Below are 21,178 nucleotides of genomic sequence, written 5' to 3' on the forward strand. Positions count from 1 at the left end.
CCCGAACATGATAAGGGGGCTTTATTTGTCTTCTGTAGAGCGCAACAAATAAAAGATGCGTGAGCTCCGGCACGCAAAATGACCCCTTATCCATGGATAAGGGGCCTTTGTTTATGCTAATTCCTCTTTCAATCGCTCAGGCAATTGATCAAGATCCTCAATTTTCCCTAGAAACTTATTAGGGTCCACTTGTAAAATCATCTTGCTCTCTCTCTCAACGACGCCGAAGAAATATTCAGATGCTTTTGTGTTCATATGAAATGGCTTGATCTCACTTAGCTCGATATCAATGATATCTTTTGCATCAGAAACAAGGCAGCCAATCATTTGATCGTTTAATTCAAATAGTAGAACCTTAGACTGTTCGGTTACATCCAGAGGTTTTCCGTGCAGCATGACACCTGAGTCACTGACTGGAATGACCTCTCCTCTTAACGACATGAGTCCTTTAATCTCTTTTGGAAGGTTCGATACTTCTTGTAAATAAGGGACCTTCTCAATTGAGCGTATATGTTCTACGCTGATACCAAAATCCTCTTGTCCCACTTGGAAAATAATGATCTTTTGCGTGCTCACAGAGTCTCCTGCCTTTACGATGGATTTGTCGTTTCTTCGATAATGGCGAGAACCATTTCAGCTGTCTTGACTAATTCTTCAATCGGCATTTTTTCATTTTTCGTATGAATATCTTCATATCCAACAGCTAGGTTGACGGTCGGGATGCCGTTTCCAGCAATGACGTTTGCATCACTGCCTCCCCCGCTTGTCTGTAGTTCTGAAGGACGGCCAATTTTCGCAGCCGCTTTTTTCGCCACTTCAACGACTTGATCGCCGTGTGAGAATTTAAAGCCTGGATACATGATGTCAATTTGTACATCGGCACTTCCGCCCATTTCTTTAGCGGTTTTTTCAAAGGCTTCTTTCATTTTCGCTACTTGCTCTTCCATTTTTGCCGGTTCTAAAGAACGTGCCTCTGCCAAAATATCCACTTGATCACAGACAATATTCGTTTGTGTTCCGCCTTCAAAGCGGCCGATATTCGCCGTTGTTTCTTCATCAATACGGCCAAGCGGCATGCTCGCGATCGCTTTTGATGCAATCGTAATCGCAGAGACGCCTTTTTCAGGTGCCACACCTGCGTGAGCTGTTTTTCCGTAAATGGTTGCACGTACTTTCGCCTGTGTTGGCGCAGCCACGATGATGGTACCGACCTTGCCATCTGAATCAAGCGCATAACCATATTTTGCTGTCATCAGTTTCGGATCTAACGCTTTTGCTCCTACAAGTCCTGATTCTTCACCAGCTGTAATGACAAATTCAATCTTGCCATGCGGTACATTTTTCTCTTTTAGGACACGGATCGCTTCAAACATTGCAGCAAGCCCTGTTTTATCGTCAGCACCAAGAATGGTTGTGCCATCTGTCTTGACATAACCGTCTTCAATGACTGGCTTAACACCATTACCTGGTACAACTGTATCCATATGAGAAGTAAAATAAATCGTATCTGCCTCTTGATTCCCTTCAAGTGTGCAAATAAGATTGCCTGCTCCATGGCCGGTTGTCTCTTTTGAATCATCTTCAACTACATTAAGCCCTAAACCAGTAAATTTCTCTTTTAGGACTTCAACAATTTTTTCTTCATGTTTCGTTTCTGAATCGATTTGAACAAGTTCTAAAAATTCGTCTAATAAGCGTTTCTCATTGATCATGATGATGTTCCTCCTCTTATAGCGGCATGTTTCCATGCTTTTTTAACGGTCTATCTTCTTCCTTACTGCGAAGCAGGTCAAATGAGCGAATGAGCCGCTCTCTCGTTTCATCTGGCATTAAAATATCGTCGATTAATCCTAATTGTGCTGCCTTCATGACACTAGGTTCATTGTCCACCTCACGCAAAGCAGGATGAACAATTTCGTCTGCAAACGATTTTCCCATGACATCAATTTCTGCCTCTGGCCATGCATACACAAAGTCAGCACCTAAGCCCTTACTATTCATCGCAACGTATGCACCGCCAAACGCCTTTCGCAAAATCACAGTGATCTTTGGAACGGTCGCCTCAGCGTACGCATACAGAAGCTTTGCGCCGTGGCGGATAATGCCTGCATGCTCAGCTTTCTCACCTGGCAAAAATCCAGGAACGTCCACAAGGGTTAAAATGGGAATATGAAATGCATCGCAAAATCGAATAAATCGAGCCGCTTTATCAGCAGCATCTAGGTCAAGGCTTCCTGCCAGCACCTTAGGCTGATTGGCTACAAGACCAATGGAAGACCCTTGTAATCTGGCAAAACCTGTGACGATATTTTTGGAGAAACAACGCTGCGTTTCAAAAAATGAGCCGTGGTCGGTGATCGCTGTCACCACTTGTTTGACATCATAAGTACGTGATGGCTCCTTTGGCAAGATGTTCCCAAGATCGCTCGCATCATGCTTTTGGACCTTACGATGAATGACAGGCCGTCGTTTCGTTGGTATGTACGTTAAAAGCGTTCGAACTGCTTTTAACACGTCTCTCTCATCTTTCCCTGTATAGTGCACATTCCCGCTTGTTTGATGCTGAACTGCTGCACCTCCAAGCCGGTCAGGACAGACCGTCTCCCCTGTTGCTTTTTCTATCACTTTCGGACCAGTTAAAAACATATGAGCTGTTTGCTCCGTCATGAATACAAAATCCGTCAATGCAGGTGAATATACTGCACCTCCCGCACAGGAGCCTAAAATAACGGATATTTGCGGAATTTGACCAGAGTACAGCACATTCCGTTTAAAAATCTGACCGTATCCCTCTAATGATACCACACCCTCTTGAATTCTCGCACCACCTGAGTCTTTTAGACCGATAACAGGCATTTGATTTTTAGCAGCCAAATCCATTAAAGCCGCTATTTTTTTCGCATGCATGTCCCCTAGCGAACCCCCGTACACGGTCGCATCTTGTGCATAAACGCCTACTTGTCTCCCATGAATCAGTCCCGTCCCAGTGACAACGCCATCCCCTAAATGTTCTGAGCGGCAGCCTTTAGCAAATGACTGGATTTCCATAAAGCTGCCTTCATCAAGAAGTTCATGAAGCCGCTGACGAACAGTCAGCTTTCCTTTGTTTCGGTGAGCCGCTGCTCGTTTTTCACCGCCGCCCCTTAAAGCTTTCTGGCGCCATTCAGACAAGTCATTGAACGATTCATGCATCTTCCTGTTTCTCTCCTTTCAAAGGCTCACACAATTCAATTAGCACACCTGACGTTTCTTTTGGTGAAATAAACGCAATGCGCTTTCCGTTCGCACCATTTTGTGCGCCCTTTTGAATGAGCTGTACACCGAGCTCGTCAAGTTGACTGAGATCAGCCTGAATGTCACCTGACTTTAATGCAATATGATGAAGCCCCTCTCCTCTTTTTATTAAAAAGGTATGTAATGTGCTGTGATCCGACATCGGTTCAATCAACTCAATGTGCAGATCACCTAGGGAAGCAAAAGATACTTTGACCCCTTGATTCGGAAGTACTTCTATGTCTGAAAATTCCCAGTTAAACAGATTGGAGAACGTACGTGCTGTTTTTTGAATAGAAAAAACGGCAATGGCTATATGATCGATTTGATTCATCCGTTCACTTCCTTTGTACATCACTTGTCGCCTGCGTAAAAACGAGCTAGAATAAAGAAAGGTGCGCTCGTCGCAAAAACATTTGATTATAGGGGTGCGATATGTCTCAGAAATTCATGAAATTTATGGTATTGCTCATGATTAGCTTACTGTTGATTTCTTCACTTTTAGCAGGAGCGGCAGCCTTTTTATAAAGTGTTGAAAAAAAGCAGACAAGTAGGTGATTCGTTTATTTAACGAATGGCCTGTTTGTCTTTGGCCAGCTTTTCAAATGCATCGCTTGATGTCGTGATCCATACCTTTGTACCAACTGGAAGCTGATCAAATAGCCGTTCTACATCTTGATTATGAAGACGTACACAGCCTGCCGTGATAAATTTCCCTATCGATGTCTCATCACTTGTTCCATGAATGCCATAGGTTCTCCCGTCGGTTCCTCGCGCATCAAATCCAATCCACCTTCGGCCGAGTGGGTTATTCTTCGCGCCACCTTCAATATTTTTTCTTCTGTAATAAGGATCTTTCGCTTTGATCATAATCGTAAATTCACCTTCTGGCGTTAAATCAGCTGTTTTGCCAGTAGAAGCCGGGTAGACTTTTTGAATTTTCCCATGATCAATATACGCAAGCTCGTTCGTTTGTTTATTAATAATGACATACGGATCTCCTGGAAGCGGGTTTTGCCCGAGCGGCCAGATGGGTGAAAGGGACATGGTCAGCACAGTATAAAATAAAAGACGCATAGGCTCCTCCTTTTTCATTAGATTGACCAATGAAGGAGGAACTCATGCGTCTTTATTCTTTCATCCCTTTAAAATAACTTTTCAACACCAAATATTGTTCCATTTCCCCGAGAAAATGAAAGAGTGCGGCTCTAGCTTCAAATTCTTCACGTGTTTGCGGAAGCGGCAGTGCATCAAACTCTTCTTTCATATCAATCAGGCGTCTTAAGAACTTATGCGCCGTGTTCCCTGGGTGAATATGTTCTCGTAAATCTCTAATATATTCTGCAATGATTTGCCCATGCTCCGTTGTAACAGAAATGGACGTAATTTTCGGAAGCACACGCTCAATGATTTCAAATTGCTTTTGTCTCATGTTGAAATAATGATAATACAGATTTTCATGTCTTAAGACATGATTTTCAACATCACGGTATGCAAGAGCTTTCGCTTCTTTAATCAATTGATGCGTCTCTGGTATTTCTTTTCCTGTCCAGTCTTGTTTTCCGGTCATTAAATATTGCTCGATTTCTTCAAAGATTTTCGCAAAATTCGCTTCAATTTGTTCACTGTATTGTTTCAACTTTTTATCAACGCTAGGCATATACAGGTTCATAATGAGTGCGACCCCTACACCAATGGTGATGAGTAAAAGCTCATTCCAGATGAGTTGAAGCGTAATGCCTCCAGACATATACAAATGAAGGATAATCACTGAACTTGTGACAATCCCTTCTTTAATCCGAAGTAAGACCGTTGTTGGAATAAAGACGAGCAGCATCAGTCCAATGACGAAAGGATGATAACCAATTAGATCAAAAAACAAATAAGAAAATAAGATGGCAAGACTGCATGCGGCAAAGCGGGCCCCAGATGCGAGGAGTGACCTTTTTTTCGTCACCTGAATACAAAGGATCGTAATAATGCCGGCAGCTGAATAGTTTTGCAGACCGAGCATTTGTGCAATATAAATGGCTAGAGCTGTTCCTAATGCTGTTTTCAGCGTTCGGTAGCCGATTTTAAACATGATGTGATTCACTCTTTTCTGTCTACTTTTGTGAAATGATGAACTTTTTTTACTTTCCCCATTATAATCAAAAAAAGAAGGAGATGTTAAGTCTCCTCCTCGTTTTTTTCATTATAATATTTTTTGTAAGAAATCTTGAGCACGCTGTGAAGACGGAGATTCAAAGAATTCTACAGGATTTGCATCCTCTACAATTTTCCCATCATCCATAAAGATCACACGGTCTGCTACTTCTTTTGCAAAGCCCATTTCATGTGTGACGATCATCAGCGTCATCCCAGATTGAGCGAGCTCTTTCATGACCTCTAATACTTCCTTTACCATTTCTGGATCAAGAGCAGACGTCGGCTCGTCAAAAAGCATGATGTCTGGTGTCATCGCAAGGGCACGTGCAATGGCGACACGCTGCTTTTGACCACCTGACAGCCGGTTCGGATAATCATCTTTTTTCTCTAAAAGTCCGACCTTTTTTAAAAGATCCTCTGCCTGCTTGATGCTGTCTTCCTTCGATTGGTTCTTCACATTCATTGGCGCATACGTAATATTTTCTAGCACTGTTTTGTGCGGGAATAAGTGAAAATGTTGAAACACCATACCAATATTCTCGCGCACTTTTAGTGCATTTGTTTTTGGATTGGTAATTTCCGTCCCCTGAATCGTAATCACTCCAGAAGTCGGTTTTTCAAGTAAGTTAATACAGCGAAGAAATGTTGATTTTCCTGAACCAGACGGCCCGATGACAGCTACCACTTCGCCTTCTTTAATCGTGGTATCAATCCCTTTCAACACTTCATTTTTACCGAAAGATTTTGTGAGTTTCTCTATTTTAATCATTTGATTTTAACTTCCTTTCCACCGATTTGCCGACGAAGGTAAGAATAAGCACGATGACATAATAGATGAGACCCGCAAAAATAAGCGGTTCAAGATAGTTATAGGTGACGGCACCTGCTTGATAGGCTCGTCTCATGACATCGCCCAGTCCAATGACTGTGACAATCGCTGATTCTTTTGTCAGTGTAATCGTTTCGTTCACTAGTGCTGGGGAAATATTTTTGAATGCTTGCGGAAGCAATAAGTCCTTCATCATTTTAGCATACGGGATACCTAAAGCAACGGCCGCTTCTTTTTGCCCTTTATCAATGGCATTGATTCCCGCACGAATGATCTCAGAAACGTACGCCGCCGAGTTTAGTGAAAAGGCGGCTACAGCTGCCCAGTATTGATCAATTTGAAAGCCGAGCAGCTGCGGAAGACCAAAATAAATAATCAAAAGCTGAAGCACAAGCGGTGTGCCTCGGAAGATTGACGTATAAAAATCGGCAAGCCAGATAAGCGGCTTAAATACACTAATTTTACAGAGCGTTAATAAGATCCCTAAAATAAAACCAAGGAACAGTGATACCACAACAATAGAAAGCGTTACTTTAAGACCTTCTAAAATAAAGGGCATCTGAGGTATTACATCTTTAAAATCCATCATGATATTCTCCTTTTTTCCTACAGATAAAATCAAAGAATAAACAGGAAAAAAGTTCAACACATGTTGAACTTTTCAGCGCTTTCTACTTGATTTTCATGAATGACGCTGATCCTTTTCCTGACTTACTTTTCATCAGCAAACCATTTTTTAATGAGTTTATCAAGTTCGCCATTATCCTTCATTTCTTTTAATGATTTATTGAATTTCGCTGTTAAGTCGCTATTTTTTTTGAATGCAATGGCTGAACCTTCGTTTGAGCTATTCAATCCAAATGCTTGGAAATCTTTTTCCTTTTTCAAGTAGCCAGCCGCTACTTTATCTTCAATAATGGCTGCATCAAAACGGCCTGCTTTAATTTCTTGAATGATATCAGAGATTTTATTACGATCTTCAACCGTTAAGTTATATTTCTTTTGCAATCCGTTTGCTTCATCTTGCTGGATAGAACCTAATTGAACGCCAACCGTTTTGTCTTTTAAATCTTTCTCTGTTTTTATACCGCTAGATTTTTTTGATACAACCAAGTTTTCAGCATTGTAGTAAACATCTGAGAAATCAACTTGTTTTTTACGCTTTTCAGTAGGTGTCATGCCTGCAAGCACAATATCAGCTTTATTTGTTTTAAGAGCTGACACGAGGCTTGCAAAGTCCATATCTTGAATTTCTAGCTTATAGCCGTTCTTTTTCGCTATAGCCGTAGCAAGGTCGACATCAAAACCGATAATTTTATCACCGTCTTTTGATTCAAATGGCGGATAATCTGCTGAAGTCGCCATAATGAGTGTTTTGTCGTCTCCTGATGCGTTTGAATTATTAGAAGAAGTTCCGCATGCTGCTAATGCAGCTGCAAGACCAGCTGTCATAAGTAATAATAACCACTTTTTCATATGATAATGCCTCCTAGTATTTAAAATCATGAGTAGATTTGAATATTTATTCACTATAATGTATTTTAAACACTTTCTTTTTGATATGCAATAGTATTTTGCTAAAATTATTTTGATTCGTATGTCATATAAAACAAAAAAACAGACCGATCAAAAGACCGGACTGTCTCTAAATGATTCATTCAAAAGTAACATGTTACACTTCTTCGCAATACTCATCGAAAGCGGCTTGAAGTTTTGACACCACTTCCATCGGTTCATGTCCTTCGATTTCGTGACGTTCGACCATTTTCATGATTTTCCCGTCTTTTAATAGAGCAAATGATGGTGAAGATGGCGGGAAGCCTTCAAAGTATTCACGTGCTCTTGCGGTTGCTTCTTTGTCCTGTCCAGCAAACACTGTGAGCAATTGATCTGGACGCTTATCGTAATGAACAGAATAACCAGCCGCTGGTCTAGCAATACCGCCGGCACAGCCGCACACTGAATTCACCATGACAAGTGTCGTTCCTTTTTTCGTCAGCGCTTCATCGACTTCTTCAGTTGTTGTCAGTTCCGTATAACCTGCCTGTTTAATCTCTTCTCGTGCTTGTTTCACAATATCATTCATAAATAAATTAAAATCAATATTCATAACCGTCCACTCCTTCTACGTACCAAACCATTTTAACTACATCATATCAAGGAAAACGCCGGCGGGCAAATGTCTTGTTTCGCCCCCTTCACTTTTTTCAAACGTCGTTTATGACCTGTGGAATTGGGGAAAAGTGATAGTAAAGTGATGAAAGGGAGAACTGCGTGATGGCACAATTCAAAAAAGCAATACTCATTTATAACGGAAATGCTGGACAAAAAAACATGGAAAAAACACTAGGTCAAACAGTGCCTCTTCTTTCTTTACATATTGATGAACTCATCCTTAAGCCTACAAAACAGCCGAATGATGCCTATCATTTCTGTCGTGAAATGGATGAGTCGGTTGAATTGCTGATTATACTTGGCGGAGACGGAACCGTCCATGAATGTATGAATGGAATTGGCGGTTTAGAAAAAAGGCCGACTGTAGCGATCTTACCTGGCGGGACGTGCAATGACTTTTCTAGAACGCTGGGCATCCCTCAGCAGATGCCAAAGGCCGCTCAAATGGTGATAGATGGCACTGAAAAAAAGGTCGATTTAATCAAAGCAGAGGATCGATACCTTTTAAATTTTTGGGGGATTGGTCTCATCGCAGATACCTCAAACAATATTAATGATAAAGAAAAAGCTGTCCTCGGAAAAATCAGCTACTTCACGAGCGCTCTTCGAACCCTTCAGCAGACAGAACCTTTCTACGTACGCATTGAAACCGAAGAGGAAAACTGGGAAGAAGAAGCTGTGATTGTCCTTGTCATGAATGGGCACTTTATCGGTACAAATAAAATAGATCTGCCAAATGCTTCAATAGATGATGGAAAAGCCGAAATTTTAATTTGCAGAAATACGAGCTTCTCTGCTTTAAAAGAGATTTTTTCAATGAACCGTGAAGAGCTAGAGGATTTTAAAGGTGACCTGTCTCTTATTCAAGCATCCCGCATTCATATCCATACAAAAGAGGAAATGGATGCAGATACAGATGGTGAAGTATACATGACCGCTCCTTCTTCCCTTGAAGTATTAAAACAGCATTTGACCTTTATTGTTCCACCAGAATAAAAAAGCGCCTGCATCATTTCGATGCGGGCGTTTTTTTGATATAGCGTCTGTATAAATATTCAAGTGCATACCCTAGCAGTGTACCTATCAGAAGGGAAATGCCTAATAAACTATTGGCGACTCCTTTAAATCCTCCTATCATCAACAAGCAATAGGCGATTTGAATGATTGAAACGATCGATATGATGAGCAGTAAGCGTTCAGGATGATTGCGTGATTTGGAAATATACCGAAGAAAAGCGAACGCAATGGCTGTGATAAACATCAGACCGATCGTAAGAAAAGCAAAAAAATCTAGTCCAGACATCTCATCGCTCCTTTCTGATTGATATGGAAATCCCCCTCTCATTGTGAGAAGGGGACATATAAATGAGCTTAATAGACGGACGTCTCTTCGTCAATGCCTTCAAGAATTTGTTTGATTCTTTGCAGGAATCTACCGCATACAAGACCATCGAGTACTCTATGATCTAATGAAAGACAAAGATTCACCATATCTCTTGCGGCAATCATTCCATTTACAATCATCGGGCGCTTTACAATAGATTCTACTTGTAAAATGGCTGCTTGCGGATAGTTAATAATCCCCATTGATTGAACCGAACCAAATGAGCCTGTGTTGTTCACAGTGAAAGTGCCGCCTTCCATGTCACTTTGCTTCAGTTTGCCTTGTCTGACCTTGAAAGCAAGTTCATGAATTTCTTTGGCGATTCCCTTAATCGTTTTCTCATCCGCATCTTTAATCACTGGGACAAAAAGAGCGTCATCTGTCGCAACAGCAATGGAGACATTGATCGCTTTCTTTTGAACAATTTTATCACCAGCCCACATGCTGTTCATTTCAGGGAATTCCTTTAAGGCCTGAGCCACTGCTTTGACAAAGAATGCAAAGAACGTCAAATTAAAGCCTTCTTTTGCTTTGAATTGATCTTTTAGCTGATTTCTTCTTGTCACAAGGTTTGTCACATCCACTTCCATCATCGTCCAGGCATGTGGAATTTCATGCTTGCTTCTTAGCATGTTTGCGGCAATCGCCTGTCTAATCGGCGTGACCGGCAGTTCAACATCTCCAGGCATTGAAGAGATGGAAGGAGCCGCTTTTGCTTGTGACGGCTTTGCAGGTTCTGTTTGACCCGTACCTTCACTCACAGGTGCTGCCGTTTCTTTTACGCCTCCACTTTCGATAAGCTTCAGCAAATCTTTTCTTGTGATTCTGCCGCCAGCTCCCGTTCCTTGAACAGCCGTTAAATCAATTCCGTGTTCATCTGCTAAACGCAGGACTGCCGGAGAGTATCGTTTCTTTTGACTCTGATCCACATTTGTTTGGTCAGGTTCTGGTGCTTCATCTTGCGCAGGCGCCTCTTCTGCTTTCGCACTCTGCTGCGCACTGCCTTCTACTTCAATTTCACAAAACACTTCTCCTACTTGAAGTGTATCACCCTCTGCAGCCGCTAGTTTAGTGATTGTTCCTGTAAAGGATGATGGAACCTCTGCATTTACTTTATCTGTCATGACTTCCGCAATCGGATCGTATTTATTCACATGATCGCCAGGTGAAACGAGCCATTTGCTAATGGTTCCTTCTGTTACACTTTCACCAAGCTGAGGCATTTTCATTTGTTCAGTTGCCACTTTGAAACCCTCCTCTTTCTTAAAACGCCGCTAGTTCTCTCATTTCAGCTTCTACCTTATCCGGATTAACCATGAAGAATTTCTCCATTGTCGGTGCATAAGGCATTGCAGGGATATCAGGTCCTGCTAGACGTTTAATTGGCGCATCTAAATCAAACAAGCAGTGCTCTGAAATGATGGCAGCTACTTCACTCATGATGCTTCCTTCTTTTGTATCTTCTGTTAACAAGAGTACTTTCCCTGTTTTTGATGCCGCTTCAATAATCGCTTCTTGATCCAGCGGGTACACTGTACGTAAATCGAGAATATGAGCAGAAATTCCGTCCTTCGCAAGGCGCTCTGCTGCTTGGAGGGCAAAATGAACACAAAGGCCATATGTAATGACCGTAATGTCATCGCCTTCTCGTTTCACATCCGCTTTTCCAATAGGGAGCGTATAATCCTCTTCAGGCACTTCTCCTTTAATGAGACGGTATGCACGTTTGTGTTCAAAGAACAATACAGGATCTGGATCACGCACTGCGGCTTTTAACAACCCTTTGACATCATAAGGTGTAGAAGGCATCACAATCTTTAAGCCTGGCTGATTGGCAAAAATGGCTTCGACCGATTGTGAATGATAAAGCGCCCCGTGTACGCCGCCCCCGTAAGGAGCACGAATGACCATTGGGCAGCTCCAATCATTATTGGAACGATATCTAATTTTTGCAGCCTCTGAAATGATTTGGTTGATGGCTGGCATAATAAAATCCGCAAATTGCATCTCTGCGATCGGACGCATTCCATACATAGCAGCTCCAATACCTACACCTGCAATCGCTGATTCGGCAAGAGGTGTATCCATGACGCGCGCTTCTCCAAATTGCTCGTAAAGACCCGCTGTTGCTTTAAATACGCCGCCTTTTTTCCCGACATCCTCTCCGAGCACAAACACTTTCGGATCTCGCTCCATTTCTTCTTTCATCGCTAGTGTAATAGCGTCTATATATGACATAACAGGCATTTTTCTTCCCCCTTACTCCGCATACACGTAACGAAGTGCGCTTTCTGCATCGGCATAAGCTGCGTTTTCCGCTTCATCAGTGGCTTCGTTTACGATTTGCATGATTTCTTTTGTCATCTCTTCTTTCATTTCAGAAGTCATGACATTTCCTTCGATTAAGTACGTTTCATATTGAATGAGCGGATCTTTCTTTCTTGCTTCGAGCACTTCTTCTTTTTCTCGATAGCTAGAATCATCGTCATCACTTGAATGCGCAGTTAACCGGTAAGAAATGGTTTCGATCAATGTTGGGCCTTCGCCTCTTGCCGCACGGTCTCTCGCTTCTTTGACCGCTGCATACACTTCAAGCGGATCATTTCCATCAACCGTCACACCAGGCATTCCGTACCCTATTGCACGATCTGAAATACGCTCACATGCCACTTGTTTGTCATACGGGACAGAAATCGCATACTTATTGTTTTCACACATGAAAATAACAGGCAGCTTATGCACCGCAGCAAAGTTGGCGCCTTCGTGGAAGTCTCCTTGGTTTGAAGAGCCTTCACCGAACGTGACAAAGCTAACAAAATTCTTTTGCTCTAGACGCCCGGCAAGTGCGATTCCAACCGCATGAGGAACCTGTGTTGTCACAGGTGATGATCCAGTCACAATTCGGTTTGATCTTTGCCCAAAATGACCTGGCATCTGTCTCCCGCCTGAGTTTGGATCGTCTTTTTTCGCAAAACCAGACATCATTAAATCTTTCGCCGTCATCCCGAATGCAAGGACAACCCCCATATCACGGTAATAAGGTAAAACGTAATCTTCTTCCCTATTGAGGGCAAAAGCGGCACCGACTTGCTGCGCTTCCTGTCCTTGACAAGAGATGACGAATGGAATTTTTCCAGAACGGTTTAACAGCCACATCCGTTCATCAATTTTTCTTGCTAAAAGCATGGTTCTATATATGTCAATCGCTTGTTCATCTGATAATCCTAATTCCTGATGACGCATGTTACTCATCATGTTTCCCTCCTTGATTAAAAATGGATCGCCTTTCCGTCAACAGCCAGTGCTGCCTCGCCAATTGCTTCTGACAAGGTTGGGTGCGGGTGGATCGTCTGCCCCACTTCCCACGGAGTTGCATCTAGTACTTTGGCTAATCCAGCTTCAGATATCATATCTGTTACATGAGGACCAATCATATGAATCCCTAAGATATCATCTGTCTTTTGGTCAGCAATGATTTTGACAAATCCATCAGACTCTCCAAATACAAGCGCTTTTCCGATGGCCATGAAGGGAAACTTCCCAATCTTGACTTCGTAGCCTTGCTCTTTTGCCGCCTGTTCAGTCAGTCCAACACTAGCGGTTTCTGGGTGAGAGTAAACACATTTAGACACGAGCGTTTCATCAAGCGGCTTTGGATCTTGACCAGCCATATGTTCCACTGCAATCATGCCTTCATGTGATGCGACATGCGCCAGCTGAAGACCGCCAATGACATCACCTATTGCGTAAATATGCGACTCTTTCGTTTGATAATGCTCATTCACGACAATGCCTTGCTTTTCTGTCTGGATGTCCGTGTTTTCAAGTCCTATGCCTTCCACGTTTGGCACTCGGCCAACTGAGAGAAGCAGTTTCTCTGCTTCAAACGACTGAGTGTCTCCACCTTGTTCGACTTGGATCTTGACGAGATTCTCGTGCTTTTCGGCAGTATCTGGCAGAACCTTCGCATTTGTCACTAAGGTGATGCCCTTTTTCGTTAAAAGCTTTTCCATTTCTTTAGAAATATCTTGATCCTCTGTTGGCAAAATGCGATCTGCAAATTCGATCACTGTGACTTTTACGCCAAAATCGTTAAGCATGGAAGCCCATTCGATCCCAATCACGCCTCCGCCGACAATCAGCATGGACTGAGGAAGTTCTTGCAGTTCAAGTGCTTCGTCTGATGTAAGGATGTGTGTTCCATCCGCTTCAAGCCCAGGCAGGACGCGCGGTCTTGACCCAGTCGCAATGATGACCTGCTTTGGAATCAGCATTTCATTTTCATCGCCATTCGCCATTTCTACCGAGATGGTGCCTGGCATTGGCGAAAAGATCGAAGGGCCTAGGATACGGCCTATTCCTTCGTATACATCAATTTTCCCTTGTTTCATTAAGTGTTTGACGCCGCCTGCTAATTTGTCGACAATCTCTGTTTTTCTTTTTTGTACGTTGGCAAATTGTAAGGCAATTCCGCTTGCTTCAACGCCAAAATCAGCGGCACGTTTGACCGTTTGATAGACTTCTGCACTTCTAAGAAGCGCTTTAGATGGGATACAGCCTTTATGAAGACATGTTCCACCGAGCTTTGATTTTTCTACGACTGCTGTTTTCAATCCAAGTTGAGAGGCACGAATGGCCGCTACATAGCCGCCTGTGCCTCCACCAAGAATGACGAGGTCATATTCAGTTGCCATGACTTGTCACTCCTTTCTCCGCCTTTTGATCATTTGGGTATTCTTTTGGTGATTCTTCTTCTTTTAAAATGCGAAGCGCCCCTTCTGCTAAGGATTGCAATTCATTTTCACCTGGGTACACAACAACATCTGAAATCCAGTCAATGTATCCTCTAATGCTTGACGTAATTTGTTTGCTGTACGCAAGGCCACCTGTTAACACAATGACGTCAACAGCTCCTTTTAAAACCGCACTAGCCGCACCGATTTCTTTAGCAATTTGATAGCACATCGCTTCATAAATAAGCGCCGCACGCTCATCGCCTGCTTCAATCATGCGTTCTACTTTTACTGCATCTGTCGTACCAAGATAGCCCGCAAGACCGCCTTCGCCAATAATACGTTTGAGCATTTCCTCTTGCGAATATTCACCAGAAAAGCATAAATTAACAAGGTCACCTGTTGGAAGAGTACCTGCCCGCTCTGGGCTGAAAGGACCCTCGCCATGAAGACCGTTATTCACATCAATGACTTTTCCTTTTTGATGTACACCAATCGTAATTCCGCCGCCCATATGGGTAATGATCATGTTCAAATCTTCGTAACGCTTTCCAAACGAAGCAGCCGTTTTTCTTGCGACTGCTTTTTGATTTAACGCATGAAAAATGCTTTTCCGCTCAATTGTTGGCAGTCCTGAAATACGAGCAATCGGCTGCAGTTCATCTACGACTACGGGATCAACAATAAAAGCTGGGATGTTAAGGCCAAGTGCAATTTCTCGGGCAATAATTCCGCCTAGATTAGAGGCGTGCTGGCCAGCATACCCTTCTTTTAGATCTTCAACCATTTGCTCATTTACTTCATATGTGCCACCTTCAATCGGACGAAGAAGACCACCGCGTGCGCAAACCGCATCAAACTTTGAGATGTTCATCCCCTGTTCATGCAGTGTTTTCAAAATGGTTTCTTTACGGAATGAAAATTGATCAATGATATGAGGAAACTGCTTGATTTCCTCATCTGTATGTCTTAATGTCGTTTCAAAAATAGATCGTTCATTATGAAACACACCGATTTTTGTTGAAGTAGAGCCAGGATTAATAGTGAGAATACGCCATTCTTTTGTCAGCAAAAACAAAACCTCCGTTTCAACTCATTCATCCATTTAACGACGACTTAAAATATGTTGACCATTTTGCAGGAATTGGCTTCTTGATTTGCGCATTCTTTCAATTCGCTCTTCAGCCAATCGGTCTGCCGCTTTATAAGTTGGAATGGCATCACGGTTAGAGATTTCAATCACTCGCTCAATGTTTTGGTAAATGCCTTCTACTTTTTTCATTGCACGATCTGCATTATAGCCATAAAGCTCATCTGCAACGTTAATCACACCACCTGCATTGATCACATAATCCGGTGCATACACAATGCCCATTTCATGAATAAGATCTCCATGATGTGTTTCTCTCAGCTGGTTATTCGCTGCACCTGCGATGACTTTTGCCTTTAATTTAGGAATCGTCACATCGTTAATGGTTGCACCGAGTGCACATGGTGCGTAAATATCACATTCTTGATCATAAATATCATCAGGGTCTACCGCTTTTGCACCGAAGTCTTCTACAGCTCGCTGAACTGAGTCTTTGTTGATATCAGTAACGATGAGCTGTGCGCCTTCTTCATGCAGGTGTTTACATAGGTTGTAAGCCACGTTTCCAACACCTTGAACGGCAATTGTTTTTCCTTCTAATGAATCTGTACCGAATGCTGCTTTTGCAGCTGCTTTCATCCCTTTATATACACCGTAAGCAGTCACTGGAGATGGATTTCCTGAAGAACCAAATGCAGGAGAGATGCCTGTGACAAAGTCTGTTTCTTCATGGATAAGATCCATATCTTCTACCGTTGTACCGACATCTTCAGCGGTGATATAACGGCCATTTAATCCTTGAATGTAACGGCCAAAAGCACGGAACATTTCTTCATTTTTTTCTTTTCTCGGATCACCAATGATGACCGTTTTACCGCCGCCAAGGTTAAGCCCTGCCGCCGCATTTTTATAAGTCATACCTCTTGCAAGACGCAAGGCATCTTCGATAGCTGCTTCTTCATTTTCATATGTCCACATTCTTGTTCCGCCGAGTGCCGGCCCAAGTGTTGTATCATGAATGGCAATGATGGCTTTTAAACCAGACTGTTCATCCTGACAAAATACAAGCTGTTCATAATCGTATCGTTCCATATATTTAAAAAGTTCCATTTTCTATTCCTCCTAATACTTTCACTTAATTTGATGTACAGATGGCAAGTGCAATTGAATAGAGCTTGCTTTCAGCTGAATCAGACCGACTTGTTAAAGCAATCGGTGCTTTCGCTCCTGCCACCACAGCTCCCACTTTTGCATGAGCAAAATAGATGAGAGATTTATAAAGAATGTTGCCTGCTTCAATGGTTGGCACAAGCAAAATATCTGCATGACCAGCCACATCACTCGTAATATTTTTATGAGAAGCTGCCGTTTGAGAAATGGCATTATCTAAAGCAAGCGGCCCATCAATCAGACAGCCAGAAATTTGACCTCTTCGATTCATTTGCGCAAGGCTTGCAGCTGTGAGCGTCGAATCCATCGCTGGGTTTACGACTTCTACCGCTGATAATACCGCCACTTTGGGCATATCATTTCCGACAGCTTGTGCGACTTGAACGGAATTCACCGTAATTTCTTTCAGCATATTTAAATCAGGCGCAATGTTCATCGCAGAGTCCGTCACATAGATAAAACGGTCAAAGCCCGGTACTTCGAAGGCAGCAACATGTGAAAGGACACTCGCTGTCCGAAGCCCATATTCTTTATTTAGGACAGCTTTTAACAGTACGGCTGTCGGGACATGACCCTTCATGAGAATATCTGCATGATTTTCACTTACTGCCTGAACGGCAATTTTGGCAGATTCTTCGGGTGAATCTGAATGAATAATATCTATCCAGTCTTCATTAATCTCATGCTGTTTGACTAGCTCCTTTAGGTTGCGTTTGTTTCCAACCAGCAGGAAGCGAGCGACTTTTCGTTCGATTGCCATTTTGATGGCATGAAGCACTTCTTCGTCTTCTGCATGAGCCACAGCCGCTGTTTTATTCTGCAGCTGCGAGGCTTTGATAATCAGATCGTCAAGCTTCATACTTGCCCACCTTTCCTTGTGCTCGGTTCCTCTTTTTATATGCAAGTTCCGTGCCAGCTTGAAATGTGTGAAAAATTAGCCTTTTCGCAAAGAAATCATGCAATTCTTTGCAGTTTACGTGCATGTTACTGCATGCTATCTTTTGCAAGCTGATACTTATCCATTTTATAGTAAAGATTTCGAATGCTGATCCCTAACGTTTTCGCTGTTTTTGTGCGATTGAATTGATGTTTTTCAAGGGTTTGTTTGATCAGCTGCGCTTCAAATGCTTCTACTGCATCCGAGAGCGTCTCCCCCTCAAATTGACTAACAGCCAGTTCCTGCTGCTCTTTTTCCTCATGCTCGTCTGACTCCATGAAGGCGATATGCGCTTCATCGATCCATTCTTCTTGCGGATTCAAAAAGATCATCGCTCGTCCAAGCACATTTTCAAGCTCTCTCACGTTGCCTGGCCAGCTATATGATCGAAGTCTATTAAGCGCACGATCTGTTAAGCCGCTGACGTTTCGCCCATAGTCTAAATTGATCTTCTGGATGAGGCGTTTACTTAATGATTCAATATCTTCAAGACGCTGTCTGAGCGGTGGGATCGATATCGGGTATCTGTTCATTCGATAATATAAATCCTCTCTGAACTTTCCTTCTGCCATCGCCTTTTCAATATTGACATTTGTCGCTGTGATCACACGCACATCAACCGGTATCGCTTTCGTTCCGCCTACCCGAACAATTTCTTTTTCCTGCATGACACGCAGCAATTTCGCTTGGGTACTTGGCGTCATTTCACCGATTTCATCTAAAAAGATACTGCCGTGATTGGCTTCTTCAAACAGCCCTTTTTTCCCGCCACGCCTTGCACCAGAAAACGCTCCTTCCTCGTAGCCAAACAGTTCTGACTCTAAAAGAGTTTCTGATAAGGCAGCACAGTTGACACGGACAAAGCGGTTGTACTTGCGATCACTTTCATTGTGAATGGCATGCGCAAACAGCTCTTTCCCAGTACCTGATTCTCCGCGGAGTAAAATGGTTGCCGGCGTTTTTGCGCCCAGCTTTGCCTGCTCAAGTGCGACAAGCATTTGTTCACTTTCTCCAATAATGTCTTCAAATGTGTACTTTGCTTCAAGTGTTCGGATGAGCTGTCTTGCTTTATTTAATTCATTCGTCAATGATTGAATTTCGGATACATCGTGAATGACCCCGACACTGCCTTTTAGAATGCCGTCAACAATAACAGGTGCTACATTGACGATGACATCTTTTTTATTTGGACCAACCTTCATTCTGACGCCTCGAACAGGTCTTCTTGTTTCAAGCACTTTTAAGTGCATGCTTTCCCCTTCGGAAATATCAGCTCCGGCTGGTTTACCCACGACCTCTTTATCCGTTAAACCAGTCATTTTCGTATAAGCACGGTTGATCAAAATACCTTTCCCCTGCTCATCGACAACCGATATGGCTTCATCTGATGATTGAATAATAGCCTCAAGCATCGTTCTTACTTCTTTGAGGTTCGTTACTTCCTCCGCAAGCTCCACCGCATCTGTTATGTCTTTAAAGATCGATAAAGCACCTAACATTCTCCCCGCATCATCAATAATCGGCAGACGGGTGGTCACAATTTGAATTTGCTGATTCAAAAATTGCTTTTGGTTAAATTCCGGCTCCCTTGACCTTAATATATCGGGAAGTTTCGTGTTCGGAATCACTTCTCGAATGTGACGGCCAATCGCATCCTTTTGCGAACACCCCACCATTTTGGCAGCCGATCGATTAAACAGGACCACTTCTTCATCCATATTAATAAAAATCATGCCATCGTTCGTTGCATTAAAAATGCGGTCATGTTTATAGGTTTGTTCCTTCAATATTTGAATGAGCTGTTGTTTCTCTGTCATTAATTCTGAAATGACGTATGCCATCGAGCTTGGCACAATCACAGCATGCTCTGGTTTTTGTTCAATTAATTCTTTCAGTACAGCAGAACTGCCTGTGGTTTCAATGATGATATCAATGTCATCTTTTATGTATTCTTTCCAATCCGTCGTCGTCTCAATTCCATTCTTTTTCGCTTCATCCATCCCCGGTGCCTCGAGATCAAGGTCGGCGATCGCAATGATTTGAACCGTATTTGTTTTCAGCAATGTTTCAAGCAGTGCTGATCCACCTTGTCCTGCACCGACAATCAAGACTCTCTGCATCCCGTTACCCCTTTATATGAAAAATTTTGCACACCATATTTTTCCGTTGCAAAAAATTGCACAACACCTATATTACCACGTTTTCCTTTCTTGACAAAATATTTTTTGAATTAGACAATGGAAGTAAATGACGTTTAAGGGGACATTTGATGGGGAGAATACTGGCATTAGTGATTATTTTAATACCTGGAGCCTTTGCAGCACTTGGCATTAAGCTGCTGCGTGACACTGTTTTCGGCATCATCATTGCACCATTTCCATATTTATGGCTGCAAGGAATTGCAGGGTTGTTATTTTTAGGGGGAGGTCTTTATGTTGTTGCAGGATTTATTTTATATAGGGACCGTAAACGAAATAAAGTAACAACTCGTTTTAAGCAAAGGTAATCATGAAAAAGACCCGCTGTTGATAGCGGGTCTTTATTTCATTTCTTCTCTTATTTTGACGGCTCGATCAGGAAAATCAGTAAAGATTCCATCAACACCCAATCTCAACATATTTTTTATTTGCTTCTCACTGTTTACAGTAAACGGTCTAATCACTTGTTGGTCCGCATGGAGAGCGGCTACTACTTCTTTTGTCACCCCAGCGCCCTTTATATTCGGATGGTAGCCCTTTGCCGGGATTGTTTTTAAATACATGTCCGGCTGATGAATCACATCCATTGTGAGGACCGCCAGTTCAATGTGCGGCATCAGCTTGTGAAAAAGAGCTAAGCTGCCGTGATGAAATGATGAGACAAGCACTCGATCCTCTATTTGAAAGTGCTCAATTTGCTCTTTTACTTTTTCTTCAATCCCTGGATATCGATAAATAGAGTTTTTTAATTCAATGTTGATCATAAAGGATGATCTCTGCGTCACTAGCTCTAATACTTCTTCTAAAAGAGGAATGGAGACCGCACCCGTTTCTTCATAGAAAGAATGACTGGCATCTCCTCTTTTTAACTCTTCATATGTATAGTCTTTCACTAACCCTTTCATATTGGTCGTTCGGTTCAGCTTTTCATCGTGAATGACAGCTAGTCTGCCGTCTTTGGTGAGCTGAACATCAAGCTCAATCCCATCCGCTCCAGAATGGAGTGCGTGCTCAAAGGCAATCATGGTGTTCTCTGGATAGTTTCCTTTAAAGCCTCTATGTGCAAAAATTTTCGTCATATGCCACCTCTAAATATGATGATTACCTATATTATGACGTGTCTTTTTTCGTTTTTCCAGTTTGAGCACATAAAAAAACCTCTTCTAATAAGAGAGAAGAGGTTGACAGGTAAATTCGATCACGTAATCGCTCTGATGGCTTGCTCTGTCGTCTCTGCGTCA

General features: G+C 42.5%; 23 protein-coding genes. 3 read left to right on the forward strand and 20 right to left on the reverse strand.

The genetic code is table 11. From position 1 onward, the window contains the following. Positions 1–111: 111 nt before the first annotated feature. From NSQ70_RS10930 to mce, 4 genes are read right to left on the reverse strand one after another with little or no spacing between them, the layout of a single operon-like run. A complete protein-coding gene (locus NSQ70_RS10930) occupies positions 112–576 on the reverse strand; it encodes a chemotaxis protein CheW (protein WP_327862414.1) in 465 nt (154 codons plus the stop codon). A 14-nt stretch (positions 577–590) separates the two neighbouring features. Continuing rightward, positions 591–1,712: a tripeptidase T gene (locus tag NSQ70_RS10935; RefSeq protein ID WP_024718900.1), complete on the reverse strand. Its 1,122-nt coding sequence runs from the start codon at positions 1,710–1,712 to the stop codon at positions 591–593. A gap of 16 nt (positions 1,713–1,728) precedes the next feature. After that, positions 1,729–3,192: an acyl-CoA carboxylase subunit beta gene (locus tag NSQ70_RS10940; protein ID WP_024718899.1), complete on the reverse strand. Its 1,464-nt coding sequence runs from the start codon at positions 3,190–3,192 to the stop codon at positions 1,729–1,731. Next, positions 3,185–3,607 carry a methylmalonyl-CoA epimerase gene (gene mce, locus NSQ70_RS10945; RefSeq protein ID WP_024718898.1) on the reverse strand — a complete coding sequence of 141 codons (423 nt, stop codon included), beginning with the start codon at positions 3,605–3,607 and terminating at the stop codon, positions 3,185–3,187. The genes NSQ70_RS10940 and mce overlap by 8 nt, the downstream gene beginning before the upstream one ends. A 101-nt stretch (positions 3,608–3,708) precedes the next feature. Between mce and prli42 the strand changes: the two genes are divergently transcribed. Next, positions 3,709–3,801: a stressosome-associated protein Prli42 gene (gene prli42 / locus NSQ70_RS10950; RefSeq protein WP_017357951.1), complete on the forward strand. Its 93-nt coding sequence runs from the start codon at positions 3,709–3,711 to the stop codon at positions 3,799–3,801. 39 nt (positions 3,802–3,840) lie between these two features. Here the strand turns inward: prli42 and NSQ70_RS10955 are convergent, their stop codons facing one another. The 6 genes from NSQ70_RS10955 to NSQ70_RS10980 form a co-directional block, all read right to left on the reverse strand. Beyond that, entirely contained in the window at positions 3,841–4,350 is a 510-nt protein-coding gene (locus NSQ70_RS10955; protein WP_008342241.1) for a L,D-transpeptidase, read from the reverse strand. 52 nt (positions 4,351–4,402) lie between these two features. Continuing rightward, on the reverse strand, positions 4,403–5,356 hold the full coding sequence (locus tag NSQ70_RS10960; protein ID WP_024718896.1) for an aromatic acid exporter family protein: 954 nt from the start codon (positions 5,354–5,356) through the stop codon (positions 4,403–4,405). Between the two features lie 111 nt (positions 5,357–5,467). Then, positions 5,468–6,190 (reverse strand): amino acid ABC transporter ATP-binding protein, encoded by a 723-nt coding sequence (locus tag NSQ70_RS10965; RefSeq protein WP_008342240.1) that lies wholly within the window; start codon positions 6,188–6,190, stop codon positions 5,468–5,470. After that, on the reverse strand, positions 6,183–6,842 hold the full coding sequence (locus NSQ70_RS10970; protein ID WP_024718895.1) for an amino acid ABC transporter permease: 660 nt from the start codon (positions 6,840–6,842) through the stop codon (positions 6,183–6,185). Before NSQ70_RS10970 ends, NSQ70_RS10965 begins: the two co-directional genes overlap by 8 nt. A 119-nt stretch (positions 6,843–6,961) precedes the next feature. Further along, the gene (locus tag NSQ70_RS10975) at positions 6,962–7,726 is read right to left on the reverse strand and encodes a transporter substrate-binding domain-containing protein (protein ID WP_138278710.1); all 765 of its coding nucleotides are present in this window, start codon (positions 7,724–7,726) and stop codon (positions 6,962–6,964) included. A 196-nt stretch (positions 7,727–7,922) separates the two neighbouring features. Then, positions 7,923–8,360, reverse strand: a complete 438-nt coding sequence (locus tag NSQ70_RS10980; protein WP_138278711.1) for a BrxA/BrxB family bacilliredoxin — start codon at positions 8,358–8,360, stop codon at positions 7,923–7,925. Positions 8,361–8,527: 167 nt separating this feature from the next. On the opposite strand from NSQ70_RS10980, the gene NSQ70_RS10985 reads away from it, so the two are divergent. Then, the gene (locus tag NSQ70_RS10985) at positions 8,528–9,421 is read left to right on the forward strand and encodes a YegS/Rv2252/BmrU family lipid kinase (protein ID WP_163116675.1); all 894 of its coding nucleotides are present in this window, start codon (positions 8,528–8,530) and stop codon (positions 9,419–9,421) included. A 13-nt stretch (positions 9,422–9,434) separates the two neighbouring features. Here NSQ70_RS10985 and NSQ70_RS10990 read toward each other — a convergent pair whose 3' ends face one another. The 9 genes from NSQ70_RS10990 to NSQ70_RS11030 form a co-directional block, all read right to left on the reverse strand. Then, positions 9,435–9,728 carry a YesK-like family protein gene (locus NSQ70_RS10990; RefSeq protein WP_008342236.1) on the reverse strand — a complete coding sequence of 98 codons (294 nt, stop codon included), beginning with the start codon at positions 9,726–9,728 and terminating at the stop codon, positions 9,435–9,437. Between the two features lie 68 nt (positions 9,729–9,796). After that, the gene (locus NSQ70_RS10995) at positions 9,797–11,053 is read right to left on the reverse strand and encodes a dihydrolipoamide acetyltransferase family protein (protein ID WP_039165914.1); all 1,257 of its coding nucleotides are present in this window, start codon (positions 11,051–11,053) and stop codon (positions 9,797–9,799) included. A 19-nt stretch (positions 11,054–11,072) separates the two neighbouring features. Then, positions 11,073–12,056, reverse strand: coding sequence for an alpha-ketoacid dehydrogenase subunit beta (locus NSQ70_RS11000; RefSeq protein WP_007501148.1), 984 nt, complete (start codon positions 12,054–12,056; stop codon positions 11,073–11,075). Between the two features lie 12 nt (positions 12,057–12,068). Continuing rightward, positions 12,069–13,061: a thiamine pyrophosphate-dependent dehydrogenase E1 component subunit alpha gene (locus NSQ70_RS11005; RefSeq protein ID WP_017367570.1), complete on the reverse strand. Its 993-nt coding sequence runs from the start codon at positions 13,059–13,061 to the stop codon at positions 12,069–12,071. Between the two features lie 17 nt (positions 13,062–13,078). After that, positions 13,079–14,503, reverse strand: coding sequence for a dihydrolipoyl dehydrogenase (lpdA, locus tag NSQ70_RS11010; protein ID WP_113767104.1), 1,425 nt, complete (start codon positions 14,501–14,503; stop codon positions 13,079–13,081). Further along, positions 14,493–15,620 carry a butyrate kinase gene (buk, locus tag NSQ70_RS11015; protein WP_026050108.1) on the reverse strand — a complete coding sequence of 376 codons (1,128 nt, stop codon included), beginning with the start codon at positions 15,618–15,620 and terminating at the stop codon, positions 14,493–14,495. The genes lpdA and buk overlap by 11 nt, the downstream gene beginning before the upstream one ends. Positions 15,621–15,647: 27 nt before the next feature. Further along, on the reverse strand, positions 15,648–16,742 hold the full coding sequence (gene bcd, locus NSQ70_RS11020; RefSeq protein WP_024718888.1) for a branched-chain amino acid dehydrogenase: 1,095 nt from the start codon (positions 16,740–16,742) through the stop codon (positions 15,648–15,650). A 25-nt stretch (positions 16,743–16,767) separates the two neighbouring features. Further along, positions 16,768–17,661, reverse strand: coding sequence for a phosphate butyryltransferase (yqiS, locus tag NSQ70_RS11025; protein WP_008342231.1), 894 nt, complete (start codon positions 17,659–17,661; stop codon positions 16,768–16,770). Positions 17,662–17,786: 125 nt separating this feature from the next. After that, positions 17,787–19,859: a sigma-54-dependent Fis family transcriptional regulator gene (locus NSQ70_RS11030; RefSeq protein WP_342502158.1), complete on the reverse strand. Its 2,073-nt coding sequence runs from the start codon at positions 19,857–19,859 to the stop codon at positions 17,787–17,789. Positions 19,860–20,008: 149 nt separating this feature from the next. Here NSQ70_RS11030 and NSQ70_RS11035 point away from each other — a divergent pair, with 149 nt between their 5' ends. After that, entirely contained in the window at positions 20,009–20,245 is a 237-nt protein-coding gene (locus NSQ70_RS11035; RefSeq protein ID WP_017357960.1) for a DUF2627 domain-containing protein, read from the forward strand. Positions 20,246–20,278: 33 nt separating this feature from the next. On the opposite strand, the gene NSQ70_RS11040 is transcribed toward NSQ70_RS11035, so the two are convergent. Then, complete coding sequence (locus NSQ70_RS11040; RefSeq protein ID WP_024718886.1) at positions 20,279–21,016, reverse strand: glycerophosphodiester phosphodiesterase; 738 nt, start codon at positions 21,014–21,016, stop codon at positions 20,279–20,281. Between the last annotated feature and the right edge of the window lie 162 nt (positions 21,017–21,178).

The organism is Bacillus sp. FSL R5-0397, from assembly GCF_038593395.1.
In the GTDB taxonomy this organism is placed as follows: domain Bacteria; phylum Bacillota; class Bacilli; order Bacillales; family Bacillaceae; genus Bacillus; species Bacillus altitudinis.

Excerpts from the sequence above, each read along its gene's own strand:
- NSQ70_RS11035 (WP_017357960.1), top strand. The coding sequence starts at position 20,009 with ATGGGGAGAATACTGGCATTAGTGATTATTTTAATACCTGGAGCCTTT.
- NSQ70_RS10955 (WP_008342241.1), bottom strand. The coding sequence starts at position 4,350 with ATGCGTCTTTTATTTTATACTGTGCTGACCATGTCCCTTTCACCCATC.
- NSQ70_RS10980 (WP_138278711.1), bottom strand. The coding sequence starts at position 8,360 with ATGAATATTGATTTTAATTTATTTATGAATGATATTGTGAAACAAGCA.
- lpdA (WP_113767104.1), bottom strand. The coding sequence starts at position 14,503 with ATGGCAACTGAATATGACCTCGTCATTCTTGGTGGAGGCACAGGCGGC.
- NSQ70_RS10990 (WP_008342236.1), bottom strand. The coding sequence starts at position 9,728 with ATGTCTGGACTAGATTTTTTTGCTTTTCTTACGATCGGTCTGATGTTT.
- NSQ70_RS10960 (WP_024718896.1), bottom strand. The coding sequence starts at position 5,356 with ATGTTTAAAATCGGCTACCGAACGCTGAAAACAGCATTAGGAACAGCT.
- NSQ70_RS11000 (WP_007501148.1), bottom strand. The coding sequence starts at position 12,056 with ATGCCTGTTATGTCATATATAGACGCTATTACACTAGCGATGAAAGAA.
- NSQ70_RS10975 (WP_138278710.1), bottom strand. The coding sequence starts at position 7,726 with ATGAAAAAGTGGTTATTATTACTTATGACAGCTGGTCTTGCAGCTGCA.
- NSQ70_RS10985 (WP_163116675.1), top strand. The coding sequence starts at position 8,528 with ATGGCACAATTCAAAAAAGCAATACTCATTTATAACGGAAATGCTGGA.
- NSQ70_RS10940 (WP_024718899.1), bottom strand. The coding sequence starts at position 3,192 with ATGCATGAATCGTTCAATGACTTGTCTGAATGGCGCCAGAAAGCTTTA.
- NSQ70_RS11040 (WP_024718886.1), bottom strand. The coding sequence starts at position 21,016 with ATGACGAAAATTTTTGCACATAGAGGCTTTAAAGGAAACTATCCAGAG.
- NSQ70_RS11030 (WP_342502158.1), bottom strand. The coding sequence starts at position 19,859 with ATGCAGAGAGTCTTGATTGTCGGTGCAGGACAAGGTGGATCAGCACTG.
- mce (WP_024718898.1), bottom strand. The coding sequence starts at position 3,607 with ATGAATCAAATCGATCATATAGCCATTGCCGTTTTTTCTATTCAAAAA.
- NSQ70_RS10965 (WP_008342240.1), bottom strand. The coding sequence starts at position 6,190 with ATGATTAAAATAGAGAAACTCACAAAATCTTTCGGTAAAAATGAAGTG.
- yqiS (WP_008342231.1), bottom strand. The coding sequence starts at position 17,661 with ATGAAGCTTGACGATCTGATTATCAAAGCCTCGCAGCTGCAGAATAAA.
- bcd (WP_024718888.1), bottom strand. The coding sequence starts at position 16,742 with ATGGAACTTTTTAAATATATGGAACGATACGATTATGAACAGCTTGTA.
- prli42 (WP_017357951.1), top strand. The coding sequence starts at position 3,709 with ATGTCTCAGAAATTCATGAAATTTATGGTATTGCTCATGATTAGCTTA.
- NSQ70_RS11005 (WP_017367570.1), bottom strand. The coding sequence starts at position 13,061 with ATGAGTAACATGCGTCATCAGGAATTAGGATTATCAGATGAACAAGCG.
- NSQ70_RS10935 (WP_024718900.1), bottom strand. The coding sequence starts at position 1,712 with ATGATCAATGAGAAACGCTTATTAGACGAATTTTTAGAACTTGTTCAA.